The organism is Nocardia sp. SYP-A9097 (assembly GCF_009649815.1).
Taxonomy (GTDB): Bacteria; Actinomycetota; Actinomycetes; order Mycobacteriales; family Mycobacteriaceae; genus Nocardia.
Genome location: NZ_WJIC01000005.1, coordinates 98,275 through 113,366, shown reverse-complemented (window position 1 = coordinate 113,366; position 15,092 = coordinate 98,275). Strand labels below are relative to the sequence as shown.

Sequence of the window (15,092 nt, the reverse complement as noted above, 5' to 3'; positions counted from 1 at the left end):
AGTCGACTTCACCACGGCCAGTACCCCCGCCGGTAGGCGATGATCTTGGCGCCCGCGCCGACCGCGGCCGAGAGCGTGAAGCCCAGATATAGGACATTGGCGATCCAGAAATGCTCGGCATCGGCCATGGCGAGCACCAGTGCGCCGACGGCGCCGAGCACCACGAACGCATTGCCGACCAGCGCCCCCATCCGGTCGATCTCCCGATCGCGCTGATCCTTGCGATCATCACGCGCGGCGATCGCGATGACGATGGTCGCCACGATCGATACCAGGATCGATCCCCCGACCGCCCACAGCAATGGTGCGACGTATTCGACCTGCGAAAGACCATGGGGCCGCGACCTCGTCAGCACCACGATCAGGTAGATCGTGTACGAGACGACGGCCGCGACCCCGAGGACCCAGGTGCGCTTCTCTTCGAACGGCATGTGCCCAGCGTAAAGAAAACCAGACACGATGTAAAGAATATTTTACACAGCAGTTTTCAGGCGGGGGTGAATCCGACCCGCAGCGCCTCCAGGCCCCGGATGACGACGTTCGGCTTGAACGACGGATTCTCCGAAAGCAGTTCCATGGCACCGACTTTGCGCAGCAGCACCTCGAGCAGGATCTCCATCTCGAGCAAGGCCAAGGGCGCGCCGAGGCAGTAGTGGATGCCAAGACTGAACCCGAGATGCTTCTTGGCCGGGTTCATCGGATCGGAGTAGCGGGTGACATCGGTGCGATCCGGATCCGGGAAGGCCGCCGGATCGTGATTGGCCGAATTGATCAGCACCACAACGCCTTCGCCGGGTTCGAAGTCGTGCCCCGCCACGGTGATCGGGCGGGTGGCGGCGCGGGTGGTGATCTGCACGGACGGCTCCAGCCGCAGCAGTTCATCGGGGGCGGCCGCGATCAGTTCGGGCCGGGCCCGCATGAGGTCGAGTTGTTCCGGATTGCGCAGCAGGCGCAGCATGCCGGTGCCGATGAGGTTCGCGGTGGTCTCGTGCCCGGCGACGAAGGTGGTGATGCAGGTGGCGAGCAACTCCTGTTCGGTCAGCACATCGCCGCGGTCCTCGACCAGGGACAGCACACTCAGCAGATCATCGGTCGGGTGCGCACGTCGCTCGTTCAGCAACTCCCGGAAATAACCCATGAACCCGCGCGAGGCGGCACTGCGGGCGCGCAACGACTCCTCGGGCAGGGTGTAATCGTGGTCGAATCCACGCGCCAGGTCCTGCGACCACTTGTGCACCTGCCCGTATGCCTCCTTCGGCACGCCGATGAGCTCGCACGCGATAATGAGCGGCAGCGGGTAGGCGATCAACTCCACCAGATCGAATTCCCTTGCCGCCAAAGCCCTGTCGACGAGCTGCTCGGTGAGCTCCTCGATGCGCGGCCGCAGCCGGGTCACCATGCGCGGGGTGAACCCCTTGGTGACCAGATTGCGCAGCCGGGTGTGGTCCGGCGGCTCCATCCACAGGAACGAGGTGGGCAGCTCCTCGGCGGCGTTCTCCGGTGAGACGGTCGGGTGCATCATCCCGGCCTCCTCGGCATGGCTCCACGCGGTGGTGGACAGCACCGCCGCGCAGTCCTCGTACCGGGTCAGCAGATGATGTCCGATGGGGGTGCGGTGGATGGGCCCGGCCTCGCGCAGTACGCGCGCCGGGGTGTAGGGGTCGGAACGGCCGTCGGGTCCGAGCAGCTGGGCCATTGCCGTGACAATGGCCGGATCCTGTTCGGCGACAGCGGTGTTCGCGTGCGGCGCGGCCATACGCATTCTCCTGTGTTCGCGGGGCGGTGACATCGGGCGGCGACGTTGCCGCGGAACGGTTTCGGTGATTCGGGACTAGGTGCGCGTGGAGCCGTTGCCACGCAGCATGATCCGGCCGGCGGTGAGCGGATGTGCCAGCGCGGCGGGTGGTTCGACCAGATGCGCCACACGCATGAAGGTCCGCGCCACCGCACGATCGTGGTGCGCGGCCCGATGTGCCTGCGCCACATAAACATTGGTAAGTCGCGTGCGCAGGTCCCGCGATCCGGTGACACCCGGATTGCTCAGATCGGAGGTGGCGGCCAGTCGCCATGCCGCGGCCACCGGCCCAGCGGCGGCGCTGTGGAACCGCGCGGCCAACTCATCGGGCGCGCCACCCGCATAGAGACATTCACGCAGCGCGGCGGCTTGCAGGGCGGCGACGGTCATTCCCTGCGCGTACAGCGGATTGAACGCGCACAGCGCATCCCCGACCACCAGTAACCCCGCCGGGGGCGTGGGCAGTCGATCGAATCGCCGCCGCACCGAAGCCCGGAATCGATACGGTACCGGATCATCCAATGGTTCCGAGTCCGTGATGATTTCGTGGATATCGGGAGCGGACAGCGTGGCGGCGTACGCGCGGAACTCCGCCGGATCGGCCGGTGGATGGTCGCCGAGCATGCCCGCGAGAGTGATCAGCCAGCGGTCGCCCTCGACGCGCACCGCTCCCCCGCCCCGGCCGTTGACATCGGTCGAGATGATCACCGAGGCGTCGCCGCCCAGCTGTCCGGCCCGGTGCCCGAACAGCCGTGAGGAGTAGCCGAGATCCACTTCGAGCCGCTCGGATTCGGGGACGGGTGCGCCGATATCGTTGAGCCAGTATTCGATTCGCGATCCACGCCCGGTCGCATCCACCACCAGGTCGGCGGCGAAGGTTTCGGCCGGGCCGTCTCCGGCGACGGATACGCCCGCCACCCGGGCCGCGTCACCGATCAGGCCGTGCACCGTAATCCCCTCGCGCAGCGACACATTCGCGATGGCGGTGGTCCGTTCGCGCAGTACCGCCTCCAGGAGGGGGCGGCTCGCGATTATCGAGGTCAGCCCGGTGGAGGTCGGAGCCAGGCGCGCCCCGCCGACATACCAGCGGGTCTGCACCAGCACTTCGGCGGCGGTCGCGCCCCGCCGCACCAGTTCTGCGGTGCATCCCGGATACAGCTCCTCGAGCACTGCCCGGCCGCCCTCCAGCAGCCCATGCAGATGGCGCCCCTGCGGAACACCCCGGCGCACTCGCGCGCCGTCGCTGCGGTCGCGCTCGACAATCGTCACGCGCGCAAAGGATTCCGACAGTACCCGCGCGGTCAGCAGTCCCGCGATCCCCGCGCCCAGGACCACCGCGTGCGGCCCCGCCATCACATTGTCACCGGCAGGGCCAGCACGCCACGGTGGATGAGGCTCGGCCGGTATTCGACGTTCTCGGTCGCGATCCGCAACTCCGGCGCGCGGTCGAGCAGGGTGAGCACGGCGGCCTCGGCCTCGATGCGGGCCAGCGGCGCGCCGACGCAATAGTGGATGCCGAGACTGAACCCGAGATGCTTACGCGCGGAACAATTTCCGGCGTAGCGGGTGATATCGAAGGTATCGGCGGCCGGGAAGACCCGATCGTCCCGGCTGGCGGAGGCGGTCAGTACGACCACCCCGTCACCACGCTTGAACTCACGCCCGCCCACCACGGTATCGGCCAGTGCCACCCGGATGGTGAACTGGGTGGGCGCGTCGTAGCGCAGCATTTCGTCCAGCGCCGGGCCGATCAACTCGGGTCGCTCGCGCAGCAGCGCCAGCTGCTCCGGATGCCGCAGCAGCGCGAGCATGCCATTGCCGATCAGGTTGATCGAGGTCTCCATCCCCGCCACCAGCAACAGCAGCGCCATACCGATCACCTCGGGCTCGGTGAGCGTATCGCCGTCGGCGCTGGCGGCCACCAGTTCGCTGAGCAGATCCGGTGTCGGAGAACGCTTCTTGCGGGCGATCAACTCCGCGAAGTACCCCATGCAGGCCACCGCCGCCGCACCGCGCGCCGCCACATCGGCCTCGCCCAGCAGCGAGTCGGGATCGCTGCCCCGGGCAATGGCCAACTGCCACTCCCGGAAGCGCGGTCCGTCGGCCGGGTCCGCGCCGAGCAGCCGCACCGGGATCATGGCGACCGCGAGCGGTACCGCGAGATCGTCGAGAATGTCGAGTTCCCCACGGCGCGCGGCCTTTTCGACGAGTTCATGCACCACCCGCCCGGCCACCGGTGCCAGGTCGCCGACCATGCGCGGGGTGAACGCCTTGGCCACCAGCTTGCGATAGCGCGCGTGCTCGGGCGGGTCCATGCGCACGAAGGAGCCCGGAATGGCCGCGGCGCTGTCCCGGAACGGGCTGATCCCGGCGGAGTAGCCGTGGCCCCAGTCCGCACCGGTGAGCACCGCCGAGCACTCCTCGTACCGGGTGATCAGCGTGACCGGTACATCGCCGAAGGCGTACGGGAACAGCGCGGCCGCGTCCCGCACGCGGCGATAGGCGGGGTAGGGATCGGCCCGCTCACTGGAATCGAAAGCGTCGAAGGTGATTTCGGGAACAGCGGTACTCATCGGCCCTCCACACGGACACGAAGTTCGGACATGCCGCGCACGACCACATTGGGCCGGTACGGCGGCTCTGCCAGCAGGGTCAGTTCATCGACGCGAAGAGCGAAGGCGCGCAGCACCTCTCGCATCTCCAGCCGGGCCAGAGGCGCGCCCAAGCAGTAGTGCAGGCCCAGACCGAAGGACAGGTGCCGCTCGGTGCGGCGGCCCAGCCCATAGCGGCCGATATCGAAGCCGGTCGGGTCCGGGAAGGCCGCCGGATCGCGATTGGCCGAACCCAGCAGCACGATCACCGCCTGGCCGGGCACGAATGTCCTTCCGGCGACCGTGATTTCGGCGCGCGCGGTGCGGGTGGTCAGGTGTACGGGCGGGTCGTAGCGCAGCACCTCGTCCACCGCCGCGGCGGCCAATTCCGGGTCCGCGCGCAGTCGCGCGAATTCGGCGGGATGGCGAATGAGCGCCAGCGCCCCGTTGCCGATGAGATTCACCGAGGTCTCGTGCCCGGCGACCACCAGAATCAGCAGCGTGCCGATGAGCTCGGTATGCGTCAACCGCACTCCCGCCTCCTCGGCCTGCACCAGCGCGGTAATGAGATCCGCGCGCGGGGACCGGCGGCGCTGCTCCACCAGATCGCCGAAGAATTCGGTGAATTCGTGAACCGCCGCGGTGCGCGCGGCCAGCTCCTGCGGCCTCAACAGCAGATCGGGATCGAGTCCGCGCGCGATACCCGCCGACATGGTCCGCACCTGCTCGTGCGCCTCGGCGGGAACACCGAGCAGCTCGCAGATCAGGGTTAGGGGCACCGGATAGGCCAGGGCCTCCAGCAGATCCACCTCGCGCTCGGCGAGTACCTGGGTCATCAGCTCGCCGACCAGTTCTTCGGCGCGCGCACGCAGACCGGTGATGGTGCGGGCGGTGAACGCCTTACCAACCAGGCCGCGCAGCCGGGTATGGTCCGGCGGTTCCTCCACAGGAAGGACCCGGGCAGCTCGACATCGCTGTCGCCGTGCAGCAATTCGGGTTCCTCGGCGTGACTCCAGCGCGGGTCGAGCAGGATGGCCTGCGCCTCGGCGTGCCGGGTGACGAGCTGGGTGTCGTGCGGTCCGGGCACGAACGGTCCCGCGCCGCGCAGCACTTCGTAGCTGTCATAGGGGTTGTGGCGCATATGCGGGGCGATGCTCTCCACGACCGCCAATTGCACCGGGGTTACTTCCGCCACCGCGGCCTGATCCGAACTCACCGGCAACTCCTGAAAGAAATGGGCTGCGAATCTCACCGAACAATTTCGCGTTCATCCTGGGCCGCCATCGGCCCGGTCCGCCCGACTATCGCCGGAAGCTATCGGACGATCACCGTATCGCTTTATCGTGCAACGCAATTGGCTGATCGAGGCTGCTTATCAACGCGCGGGTTTCATAATCCGTTCAGCGCTCGGACACAATTCGCTGTTGTGGTGACGGTCATGAATTCCTCGGATTCGCCGGGCACCCTGCCCACTCGTCTCGCCGGTATCGCGGCCGCACATCCCCGGGTATCGGCGACCTTCTGGTCGAGCGCGGAGAATATCGAGTACGCCGAATTGCACCGGGCCGCCGAGAGCGCCGCGGCGACGCTGCTGGCGCGTGGGGTGCGGCGCGGTGAGCCGGTCGGCATTCTCTGCCCGAATGCCCCGGAGTTCCTGGTCGGCTTCTTCGGTATCGCCGCCGCCGGCGCGGCCGCCACCCCGCTGCCGCTGCCCGCCGGAATCCGCCGGGCCGCGGGCTATCCGCAGCAGCTGGCCGCCATTACGGCCGCGGCGGGGATGCGCACCGTACTGGTATCACCCGCGTTCGCCGAACTGGTGCCGCTGCTCGCCGGGGTGAATGTCGAATTCATCGACACCGCAACCCTTTCCGGACCACACGGCGAGCTCCCCGCCGAGACCGCCCCCGGACTCGATGATCTCGCGGTCGTGCAGTTCACCTCCGGCAGCACCGCCGCCCCCAAGGGCGTGCGGCTGACCCATCGTCAGGTGTCGAGCGGTCTCTCGGCGATCCGCCGCGGTATCGCCCTGGACCTGAACGATCAGGGCGGCTTCTGGCTGCCACTTTTCCACGATATGGGCCTGTTCGGGACGCTCTCGGCCATCCTGCGCGGTATTCCGGCGCACATTTGGTCACCCCTGGCGTTCGTGAAGGATCCGGCGCGCTGGTTACGCGAATTCGCCGCCAGCGGAACGACTGTCACGGCCATGCCGAACTTCGGCTATGAGGCGCTGCTGGCCGCGGTGCCGCCGGAGCAGGTCGCCGAATACGACCTGAGCCGCTGGCGCATCGCTTTCAATGGGGCGGAACCGATTTCGCACACCGTGGTCACGGATTTCTGCGAACGGTTCGCCCCGGCGGGCTTCGCGCCGAGCACCATGTTCGGGGTGTACGGCATGGCCGAGGCCACCCTCGCGGTCGCCTTCCCGCCGCTGGGCCGCGCACCCGTCTTCGAATGGGTCGATCGCACCGAACTCGCGGATGACTCTCTCGCACAGCCGGTCTCGCCCGAGCGGCCCGGTGCGCGAGCGGTCGCGGGAGTGGGCGCGGCGGTGCAGGGCCTGCGCCTGCGCATTGTCGACCCCGAGACCGATGCCCCGCTGCCGGACGGCCGGGTGGGCGAGATCATGATCCAGGGCGATTCGGTCACCGACGGCTATCTGGCGATCGATCCCGCCACCGTGGCCGATCGCTTCACCGACGGCTGGCTGCGCACCGGCGATCTCGGATATCTGCGCGGCGGTGAGCTTTTCGTCACCGGCCGCTGCAAGGACATGATCACCGTGCGCGGGGTCAACCACTACGCCCAGGATGTGGAGGCGGCGGTCAGCGGCGTGCCCGGCATCTACAAGGGCCGCTGCACCGCCGCCATCGATCCCGACGGCGCGGATGTGATCGCGCTGATCGCCGAATCCGAGCTCACCGGCACCGACGCCGAAGCGCTCATCAAGACGATTCGTGAGCGCGTCGCCGCCGAACTCGGCCTGGCCGCCGTCGAGGTGCACCTGGTCGCACCCCGCAGCATCCCGCGTACCAGCAGCGGCAAGCTGCAGCGGCTCGCCGCCCGCGACCTCATCGCCCAGCGGCAGTGAAGCCCAACGGAATTCGCCCCTCTCGAACTGGAGTCCCGCGTGCACAGCTATGACGTCTTCCGCCATTACGAACGCCTGCACTGGAAGCTCAGCGATCTCGACTTCGACACCGTCGACCGAGAGCTGGTGCGGCCGGAGTACATCACCCTGGCCAAGAGTTCGGCCATGGGTGAATCCAATGTCATTGCCGCCGTGCATGGATTCCTCGCCGAATTCGTGGACGATTACGACTTCTCCACCTTCGCGGTGGTGTGGGGCTATCAGGAAGTCCAGCACCACTACGCCTTCCGCAGCTGGCTGCGCGCCATCGGCGAGGATGTGCAGGACAAGGCGGTGGACGCCATGCGCGAACCGTACGCCCCCGGCAGCACGCCCTCGGCCACCTTGGCGACCAATATCATCTCCGAACTCACCGTGAACCACATCTACCGCGCGGTCTCGGCGTGGGTACAGGAGCCGGTACTGAAAGCGTTGCTGCTCAACGCCAGTCGCGATGAGGCCGGGCACGCCCGCGAGTTCATCCACTACGCCACCGAACGCCTGAAGCGTCGGCCCGAGGAGCTGCCCTCGGTGCTGGAAACGCTGTACGTGTACAGCTCCGAGGCCAAGATCAAGCACCCGGTCAGCACCTTCAAGGCCGGGATCGCCGAGCTGGGCGATCACGAGACCATCGACACCGGATTCGACCTGTTCCTCCGAGCAGGTCGCAGCCGAGGGCGAACTCGATGTGCTGCACGACAAGGTGCGGCGCACCTTCGCCACGCTCACCGGCCTGGATCTGTCCAGTAATGCCAAAGTGCGGCGCGCACTGGCCGACGCGATCGCATAATCGTGGAACCTACTGCGCAGCAAGCAGATCCGCCCGCCGTGGCGGTGCCGTGGTCGGTGATACCCGACTATCACTGCTTCGGCTGTTCCCCGCACAACGAGTCCGGATTGCGGCTGAGTTTCACCCCTGATGGGGACGGGCTGGCCGCCCGGTTCTGCCTCGGCCGGTCCTTCGAGTCCTATCCGGGTGTGGTGCACGGCGGCCTCATCGGCGTGATCTGCGATGAGGTGATGGGCAATCTCATCGTGCTGGCCCGGCATGTGCCCGCATTCACCGTCTCGCAGCGCACCCGCTTCCTCACCCCGCTGCTCATCGATCGCGAATATCGGTGTGTGGCAACGCTCTCCGGCGACGGAACCGAGCAGCCCATCCGGGCGTCCGCGGACATTCTGGACGCCGACGGCGCGGTCTGCGCCACCTCGGCCGCGACATATCAGCCGTTCACCCTGGCCGATGCCCGCCACCACCTTTCTCTCGGCGACGACGAGGTCGCTCTGCTCTCGCATGCCCTCACCACGGCTGATGCCCTGCCCCCGAATGGAGTTCGATCATGACGACCACTGAGATCCTGCGCACGGTCACCGAAATCGCCGTCGCCGAAACCGGTTTGCCCGCAACGGTATTGCTGCCCGAGGCCGATCTGCGCGGGATGGCGGGCGTGGATTCGGTGCGCGTGCTGCGGATGATCGCCCGCATCGAGCGCCGCTTCGATATCGAACTCGACGATCAGGATGTGTTCGGCACCTCCACTCTCGCCGACGTGGCGGCCGTGGTGGACAAGATGCTGCGGGAAGCCGCCTGATGTCCGGCGAGGGCGCGGCGATCACCGCCGATACCAATCAGCACTACGATCTCGACCCGGATATCTTCGGCCAGTTCCTGGACCCGCTGCGCAAGTACAGCTCCGCGCTGTACGAATCCGACAGCGACACACTGGAATCGGCGCAGCGCAATAAACTGCGGTTCGTCGCCCGGCGGCTCGGGCTCGGCGGCGGTGAGCAACTCCTCGATATCGGCTGCGGCTGGGGTTCGCTCATCCTGTTCATGGCCCAGGAGTACGGCTGCCACACGCTCGGGGTCAGCCCGGCCCCGCGCCAGCACGAGTACATCGCCGAGCAGGCCACCGTCCGCGGTGTCGCGCAGCTGGTCCACACCCGGGTAGGGCATTTCGAGGAGCTCGACCTGCCCACGGGGAGTGTGGACGCGGTCACCATGCTCGGCTCCATCGTGCATATGCCCGATCTCGACGAGGTCTTCCGGCGGGCGCGCGCGGTACTGCGCCGCGGCGGCAGACTCTATGTCTCGGAGAGCTGTTTTCGGAATGCGGCCGCCCGCAAGGCTTTCGACGAGCGTGCCGGCACCGAGTTCGTGCGCTCGGATATCTTCGGCTGGGGTGAGCTGCGACCGCTGTCGGAGCTGGTGACCGCGGCCGAGGACGCCGGGTTCTCGATTGTCGCGGTGGACGATCTCACCGATCAGTACCGCCGCACCATCGAGGACTGGATCGCCAATGTGGACGCCGCCACCGACCGCATCGATGCCCATCAGCCCGGACTGGCCGCGAAGCTGCAGCACTATCTGGAGGTCGCCAATGCCGGATGGGGTTACACCACAAAGCATTACGCACTCACCTGCCGCAAGGCCCGGTAGGGGACGGCGATGACATTCGAATCCGCACTGCTGCCCGTACCGGAATTGGTGGCGGCCGTCGACGGTTTCCTGGCCGCCTCCCCCGCCGGGCGCGCCTGGGATGTGGAGACCGCGTTCGACTGGGCCGTCGCCGACGCGAACCGGCTGTCGGAGGGGCAGCGCTCGGCGGTGCAGTTCGTGACCCTCATCGAAGATCACCTGCCCGGGTATTTCGATGTGTACCAGCGCAGTTTCCCCGTCGACGACAGCGTGGATCTGCCCACCTTCACGCATAATCGCGAGCTCTACCACTTCACCGTCCGCTGGGCACTGGAGGAGGACACGCATTCCCGGGCGCTGGCGCGCTATCAGGAAGCCGCCGGCATGAGCGATCGCGAGGTACTGCGCGATGAGCTGGCGGTGGAGGGGCGCAAGCCCTTCGAGCTGACCTACACCCATCCGGTGCAGTACTTCGCCTACGCGCTGGTGCAGGAGAAGGCCACCCAGATGTACTACCACCAGCTGCGGGACGTGGTGGACGATCCGGTACTCGGGGCCGTGCTGACCCGGCTCTCCCGCGATGAGGCACGGCATTTCAGCTTCATGGCCGATGTGGTGAGCCGGTATCTACGCGCGCAGGGTGACGCCGCGGTGGAGCCCATTCGCGAGGTGATCGCGGGATTCCGTATGCCGCTGGCCGATACGCTGCGCGGGTACTGGCGGTGGGCGCTGCGCATTGCCGATGTGGCCGATTACGACCACACCGCGGCCTACGATCATCTGCTCAAGGTGATCGACCGCGCGGTGGACACGCGCACCGACAGAGTGGACGAGCTGGCCGATTTCATCGCCCAGTGCCGCAGCCTGAGCTGAACATACGAAGAAGGGCGCTGCCGCCGAAATCCTCGGCGGCAGGGCCCTTTTCGGGTTGAGCTACTGGTCGCCGCCGAGCACCAGAATCGTGGTCGAGCCGTGCGCGATGAGTTTGCCGGCGGCGTCGGTGACCCGGCCCTCGGCGGTCGCGGTGCGGCGGCCCACATGTACCGCGGTGGCGTCACAGGTGAGCCGGGAGCCGTCGAGGGTCACCGACCGAATGAAATTCACCTTGAGCTCGAGCGTCGTATACGCCACGCCGTCACCGAGTTTGGTGAATACGGCGCTGCCCATCGCGGTGTCCATGAGCGTGGCGATGACACCGCCGTGCACGGTGAACATGGCATTGATGGTGGCCGGGTTCGGATCCAGGTAATAGCGCGTGACGCCATTGCCCGCGCTCTCCAGGCGGATACCCAGCGATGCGCCGACGCCGAGATTCTCGTCGAGTCCGCGCTGGAATACCTCGGTGAGCTCACCGACGCGCTTGGCGGACTTGTCCTCGACGTGGTTACCGATGGTGGTCATGAATTCTTCCTCCCTGCCGGACGATGCTCCTCATTCGAGCAGTCGCCGGCGAATTCCGGCGCGCCACAACGCATTCCATTCCAATCTTCGATCGGCTGATCGAGACCTGTGTGCGCGGCCGGCACCCTGCGCGGCGGCCGATAGCGTCGCGCCATGGCGGAAATCGAAATGCGGGACAAGATCGAAACCATCGGCGCGGATTTCTTCGACGACCCGCACGCGCACTACCGGCGCTGGCGCGAACGCGGCCCGGTGCGGCCGGTCCGCTTCCCGGACGGTGTGATCCGCTGGGTGATCGTCGGCTATGCCGAGGGCCGTGCCGCGCTCGCGGACCCGCGCCTGCAGAAGGACATCGCCAAGGTCGACGCCCTGGTGAGCGCGAAACGCGGTACTCCCCCGACGGATCCGCGCCAGCTGGCGCTGCTCACCCACATGCTCAATCTCGATCCGCCGGACCACACCCGGCTGCGCAAGTTGGTCGGTAAGGCGTTCACCGCGCACCGAGTGGCCCGGCTCCGCCCCCGTATCGAGGAGATCGCCGCCGGTCTGCTGGACGCCCTCGCGGATCGCGACGAGGTCGACCTGCTACGCGAATTCGCTGTGCCGCTGCCGATTACGGTCATCTGCGAACTCCTGGGGGTCCCGCTCGCCGAACGCGGTGAATTCCACCGGTGGACCCGCGACCTGGTCGGTGTGGTGGGACGGGAGCGCGAGCGTACCCAAGCGTCTCTGGCCATGGCGGAGTATCTGACCCGGCTGATACACACCAAACAGGCCGAGCCACAGGACGATCTGCTCTCCAGCCTGATCCGAGTCGGCGACGACGGTGACGCCCTCACCGAAAACGAGCTGGTGGCAATGTCTTTCCTGCTACTGGTAGCCGGTTACGAGACCACCGTCAACCTCATCGCCAACGGCACCCACGCCCTGCTACTGCATCCCGAGCGCATATCCGCCCTGCGCGCGGACCCGACCGCCATCCCCGACGCGGTCGAGGAGTTCCTCCGCTACGACGGCCCGGTCAACCTCTCCACCGTCCGCTACACCACCGCACCGATCACCATCGGTGACACCGAAATCCCCACCGGCGAACTGGTTTACATAGCCTTGGCCGCCGCCAATCACGACCCGGCCCGCTTCTCGGCCCCCGATACCCTCGACCCCACCCGCACCCCCACCACCCACCTGGCCTTCGGCCACGGCATCCACTTCTGCCTCGGCGCGCCCCTGGCCCGCCTGGAGGCGACCATCGCGTTCACCGCTCTCCTGCAACGTTTCCCGAACCTGCGCCGCTCCCGCACCGCCACCGTCCACTGGCAGTCCAGCACCCTGATCCGCGGCCTGCTGGAGCTGCTGGTCCATCTGCGCTGACATCCTCAGTTGCACTTCATGGTGGCGCAGGGCTCGACGACAATGATCTCCGATGCCAGCGGGCGCACATAGACCTTGTGGGACAACGGATCTGCCGTGATGCCTTCGGCCGAATCACCAATGTTGATCACGCCTTTGACGGTTCGGGTCGCGGTGTCGATCACGGTGAGACCGGCGGAGCCGCTCGTGCCCGATGCCGGGACGTAGACATTGCCGGCGGCGGGATCGATGGCGATCCAGTACCCGCGATGGCCGAGGTCGATGGTCCCGGCATAGACGCCCTTGGCGAGGTCCAGGACAACGATCTTGCTGTCCGATGTGATGAACGCGGTGTTCGTTCGCGGGTCGACGACGAGCAATTCACCCCCGACGGGCGAATCGATGCTTCCCACAACGGATTTGGTGACCGGGTCGACCGCATAGCTTCCGCTCCCCATAAACGACAAGCCGCGCAAGTTTAAACGACGGCGCGAAGGGCCGATCGGCAGGTGACGGCGAAAAGCCCCGCTCGGATGAGGAGCCGAGCGGGGCTGTGTCCCCCAGGCGAATTCGCCCGGTCTTCACACCTACTTGACAGCCATGGAGGGCTGGTTGATGGTGGTGAAGTATTGTGCCGCAGCGAGAATCACGGCGGGTGCGGTGACCAGGAGCTGGCCGGCGACGGTGCCCAGGAAGCCGACGACGCTCATTCCGGCGACGCAGCCGACGAGCGCGCCGGGCAGGGCGCCGAACATCGCGCTGAGCGCACCGGTCAGCACCGCACCGGTCGCGCCGCCCAGCAGGCAGCCCACGGCCGCGCCGCCGATGCCACCGACCAGGGTGCCGATGGTGGCGCCCATGGTGATGGTGGAGGTCATCCGGCTCCAGGCGGCCTGCTCGCGCTCGTAATCGGTCTTCCAGGGCGCCTGGTTCTCGTAGGGCAGCGCGACCGGCTGGTAGACGGCGTGCTCGAGATCCAGCTGCGGGGTCAGGGTGGCGGAGTGGTCGCTGATCTGGGTGGCGATCGGGAAGACGAAATCATCCACCCGGAAAGACAATTCGGTGCCGCCGAGCACGGTGCCATTGGCGGCCTTGATCTTGAAGACACCATCCTCGACGGCCAGCGACCCGGCATCGGTACGGATGGTCATGGAGCTGTCGGTATTGGTGGCCGTGTAGTTCACGACATCTTTGGTGTCCGCCTGAGCCGAACCGGTGGCTCCGGCGGTGATGGCCAGCGCGGCGGCGAGCAGCGCGGACGCCGCGGCAGTCTTCCTCATCCTGTAGCTTCTTCTCTCTATCATTCCCAGAATCGGGAATCGGCACGTGGTGATACGTGCACGTGTGTCGCGCGTAATTCCTTGGGGTGCAATGTCTTTCGATCTCACAGGTCCAGGACGAGAACATCGGATACAGCGCGGGAGACGCAGGGCATCATGGTCGCCCCGGCGGCTCGCTCCGCGGCGCTGAGCACCGAATCGCGATGCTCGACCGAACCGGACAGCACCGCGGTCTCACAGCTGCCACAGGTGCCCTCCCGGCATGAGGTGACGACCGTGACGCCCGCACTCTCGAGCACATCTATCACCGGCCGTCCGGCCGGAACCCGCAGCGTGCGACCGGTGCGGGCGAGCTGGAGCTCGAACTCCCGATCGGGCGCGGTCTCAAGTTGCCGGGGTACGAAGCGTTCGATGTGCACCGCGACTCCCGTTCGCGCGCCCTCGGTTTCGATGGCGTCGAGCAACGGCGCGGGGCCACAGCAGTACACCTCGGCCCCGCCACGATCGCCCAGGATCGCCGCGACGGGCAGCAGTCCCAATTCGTCCTGCGGCACCATCCGCACCTGCCGATGCCACGACAGTTCACCGGTGAAGGCGAGATGCGCGCGGCTGCGGGCCCCGTAGTACAGGGTCCAGCTCGCTCCGGCGCGCTGCGCCGCCGCCAGCATGGGCAGGATCGGCGTAATGCCGATCCCGCCCGCGACGAACAGGTACGCGTCACTGGGTACCAGTTCGAAGTTGTTGCGTGGCAGCGATACTCGCAGTGCCGCACCCGGTCGTGCGGTGCGGTGCAGGTGATCCGATCCGCCGCGCCCGGCGGGTTCGTGCAGGATGGCGATGCGCCAGCGTCGCTCGTCGGCGGGATCGCCGCAGAGCGAGTACTGCCGCACACCGGCGGTGCCGACGCTCACATCTATATGAGCGCCCGGTGTCCAGTGCGGCAGCGGTCCGCCGCCGACTGCGGCCAGGCCCAGGGAGAAAACGCCCTCGGCCTCGTCCCGTCGATCGGTCACCCGGACCATGAGCTCGGTCATCACATCCCCTTGGAATCAGCGTCGCCCACACTCTGGCCGAGCGCCGCCGCGTGGCGCTCGGGAGTAGCGGGAGTCGATTCGCCCGATCGGTA

Annotated in this window: 17 protein-coding genes; 7 read left to right on the top strand and 10 right to left on the bottom strand. The window is 67.2% G+C overall.

All coding sequences use genetic code 11. The features are described 5' to 3' along the window. Positions 1-8 precede the first annotated feature (8 nt). The 6 genes from GFY24_RS12955 to GFY24_RS41875 form a co-directional block, all read right to left on the bottom strand. On the bottom strand, positions 9-431 hold the full coding sequence (locus tag GFY24_RS12955; protein WP_153805283.1) for a hypothetical protein: 423 nt from the start codon (positions 429-431) through the stop codon (positions 9-11). Positions 432-487: 56 nt separating this feature from the next. Beyond that, the gene (locus tag GFY24_RS12950) at positions 488-1,756 is read right to left on the bottom strand and encodes a cytochrome P450 (RefSeq protein ID WP_153805282.1); all 1,269 of its coding nucleotides are present in this window, start codon (positions 1,754-1,756) and stop codon (positions 488-490) included. Positions 1,757-1,831: 75 nt separating this feature from the next. After that, positions 1,832-3,148, bottom strand: coding sequence for an NAD(P)/FAD-dependent oxidoreductase (locus GFY24_RS12945; protein WP_153805281.1), 1,317 nt, complete (start codon positions 3,146-3,148; stop codon positions 1,832-1,834). After that, positions 3,148-4,368: a cytochrome P450 gene (locus tag GFY24_RS12940; protein WP_153805280.1), complete on the bottom strand. Its 1,221-nt coding sequence runs from the start codon at positions 4,366-4,368 to the stop codon at positions 3,148-3,150. The genes GFY24_RS12945 and GFY24_RS12940 overlap by 1 nt, the downstream gene beginning before the upstream one ends. Beyond that, positions 4,365-5,333, bottom strand: coding sequence for a cytochrome P450 (locus tag GFY24_RS41880; RefSeq protein WP_309230789.1), 969 nt, complete (start codon positions 5,331-5,333; stop codon positions 4,365-4,367). Before GFY24_RS41880 ends, GFY24_RS12940 begins: the two co-directional genes overlap by 4 nt. Further along, positions 5,222-5,602, bottom strand: coding sequence for a cytochrome P450 (locus GFY24_RS41875; protein ID WP_228566262.1), 381 nt, complete (start codon positions 5,600-5,602; stop codon positions 5,222-5,224). Before GFY24_RS41875 ends, GFY24_RS41880 begins: the two co-directional genes overlap by 112 nt. Before the next feature lie 222 nt (positions 5,603-5,824). Between GFY24_RS41875 and GFY24_RS12930 the strand changes: the two genes are divergently transcribed. From GFY24_RS12930 to GFY24_RS12905, 6 genes are read left to right on the top strand one after another with little or no spacing between them, the layout of a single operon-like run. Next, on the top strand, positions 5,825-7,477 hold the full coding sequence (locus GFY24_RS12930; protein WP_153805279.1) for an AMP-binding protein: 1,653 nt from the start codon (positions 5,825-5,827) through the stop codon (positions 7,475-7,477). Between the two features lie 39 nt (positions 7,478-7,516). Beyond that, positions 7,517-8,266 (top strand): ferritin-like domain-containing protein, encoded by a 750-nt coding sequence (locus GFY24_RS12925; RefSeq protein ID WP_228566261.1) that lies wholly within the window; start codon positions 7,517-7,519, stop codon positions 8,264-8,266. Between the two features lie 42 nt (positions 8,267-8,308). After that, a complete protein-coding gene (locus tag GFY24_RS12920) occupies positions 8,309-8,860 on the top strand; it encodes a PaaI family thioesterase (RefSeq protein WP_228566260.1) in 552 nt (183 codons plus the stop codon). Beyond that, positions 8,857-9,108, top strand: coding sequence for an acyl carrier protein (locus GFY24_RS12915; protein ID WP_153805278.1), 252 nt, complete (start codon positions 8,857-8,859; stop codon positions 9,106-9,108). Before GFY24_RS12920 ends, GFY24_RS12915 begins: the two co-directional genes overlap by 4 nt. Continuing rightward, positions 9,108-9,956, top strand: coding sequence for a cyclopropane-fatty-acyl-phospholipid synthase family protein (locus GFY24_RS12910; RefSeq protein ID WP_153805277.1), 849 nt, complete (start codon positions 9,108-9,110; stop codon positions 9,954-9,956). The genes GFY24_RS12915 and GFY24_RS12910 overlap by 1 nt, the downstream gene beginning before the upstream one ends. A 9-nt stretch (positions 9,957-9,965) precedes the next feature. Then, positions 9,966-10,808, top strand: a complete 843-nt coding sequence (locus tag GFY24_RS12905) for an acyl-ACP desaturase (protein WP_153805276.1) — start codon at positions 9,966-9,968, stop codon at positions 10,806-10,808. Positions 10,809-10,868: 60 nt separating this feature from the next. On the opposite strand, the gene GFY24_RS12900 is transcribed toward GFY24_RS12905, so the two are convergent. Beyond that, positions 10,869-11,336: a PaaI family thioesterase gene (locus GFY24_RS12900; protein WP_153805275.1), complete on the bottom strand. Its 468-nt coding sequence runs from the start codon at positions 11,334-11,336 to the stop codon at positions 10,869-10,871. Positions 11,337-11,489: 153 nt separating this feature from the next. On the opposite strand from GFY24_RS12900, the gene GFY24_RS12895 reads away from it, so the two are divergent. Beyond that, a complete protein-coding gene (locus GFY24_RS12895) occupies positions 11,490-12,707 on the top strand; it encodes a cytochrome P450 (protein WP_228566259.1) in 1,218 nt (405 codons plus the stop codon). Positions 12,708-12,712: 5 nt separating this feature from the next. On the opposite strand, the gene GFY24_RS12890 is transcribed toward GFY24_RS12895, so the two are convergent. The 3 genes from GFY24_RS12890 to GFY24_RS12880 all read right to left on the bottom strand — a co-directional run bounded on the left by GFY24_RS12890 (position 12,713) and on the right by GFY24_RS12880 (position 15,000). Next, on the bottom strand, positions 12,713-13,099 hold the full coding sequence (locus GFY24_RS12890; protein ID WP_153805274.1) for a YncE family protein: 387 nt from the start codon (positions 13,097-13,099) through the stop codon (positions 12,713-12,715). Between the two features lie 174 nt (positions 13,100-13,273). After that, on the bottom strand, positions 13,274-13,966 hold the full coding sequence (locus GFY24_RS12885; RefSeq protein WP_153805273.1) for a hypothetical protein: 693 nt from the start codon (positions 13,964-13,966) through the stop codon (positions 13,274-13,276). Positions 13,967-14,070: 104 nt separating this feature from the next. Then, a complete protein-coding gene (locus tag GFY24_RS12880; protein ID WP_153805272.1) occupies positions 14,071-15,000 on the bottom strand; it encodes a PDR/VanB family oxidoreductase in 930 nt (309 codons plus the stop codon). Positions 15,001-15,092: the final 92 nt, after the last annotated feature.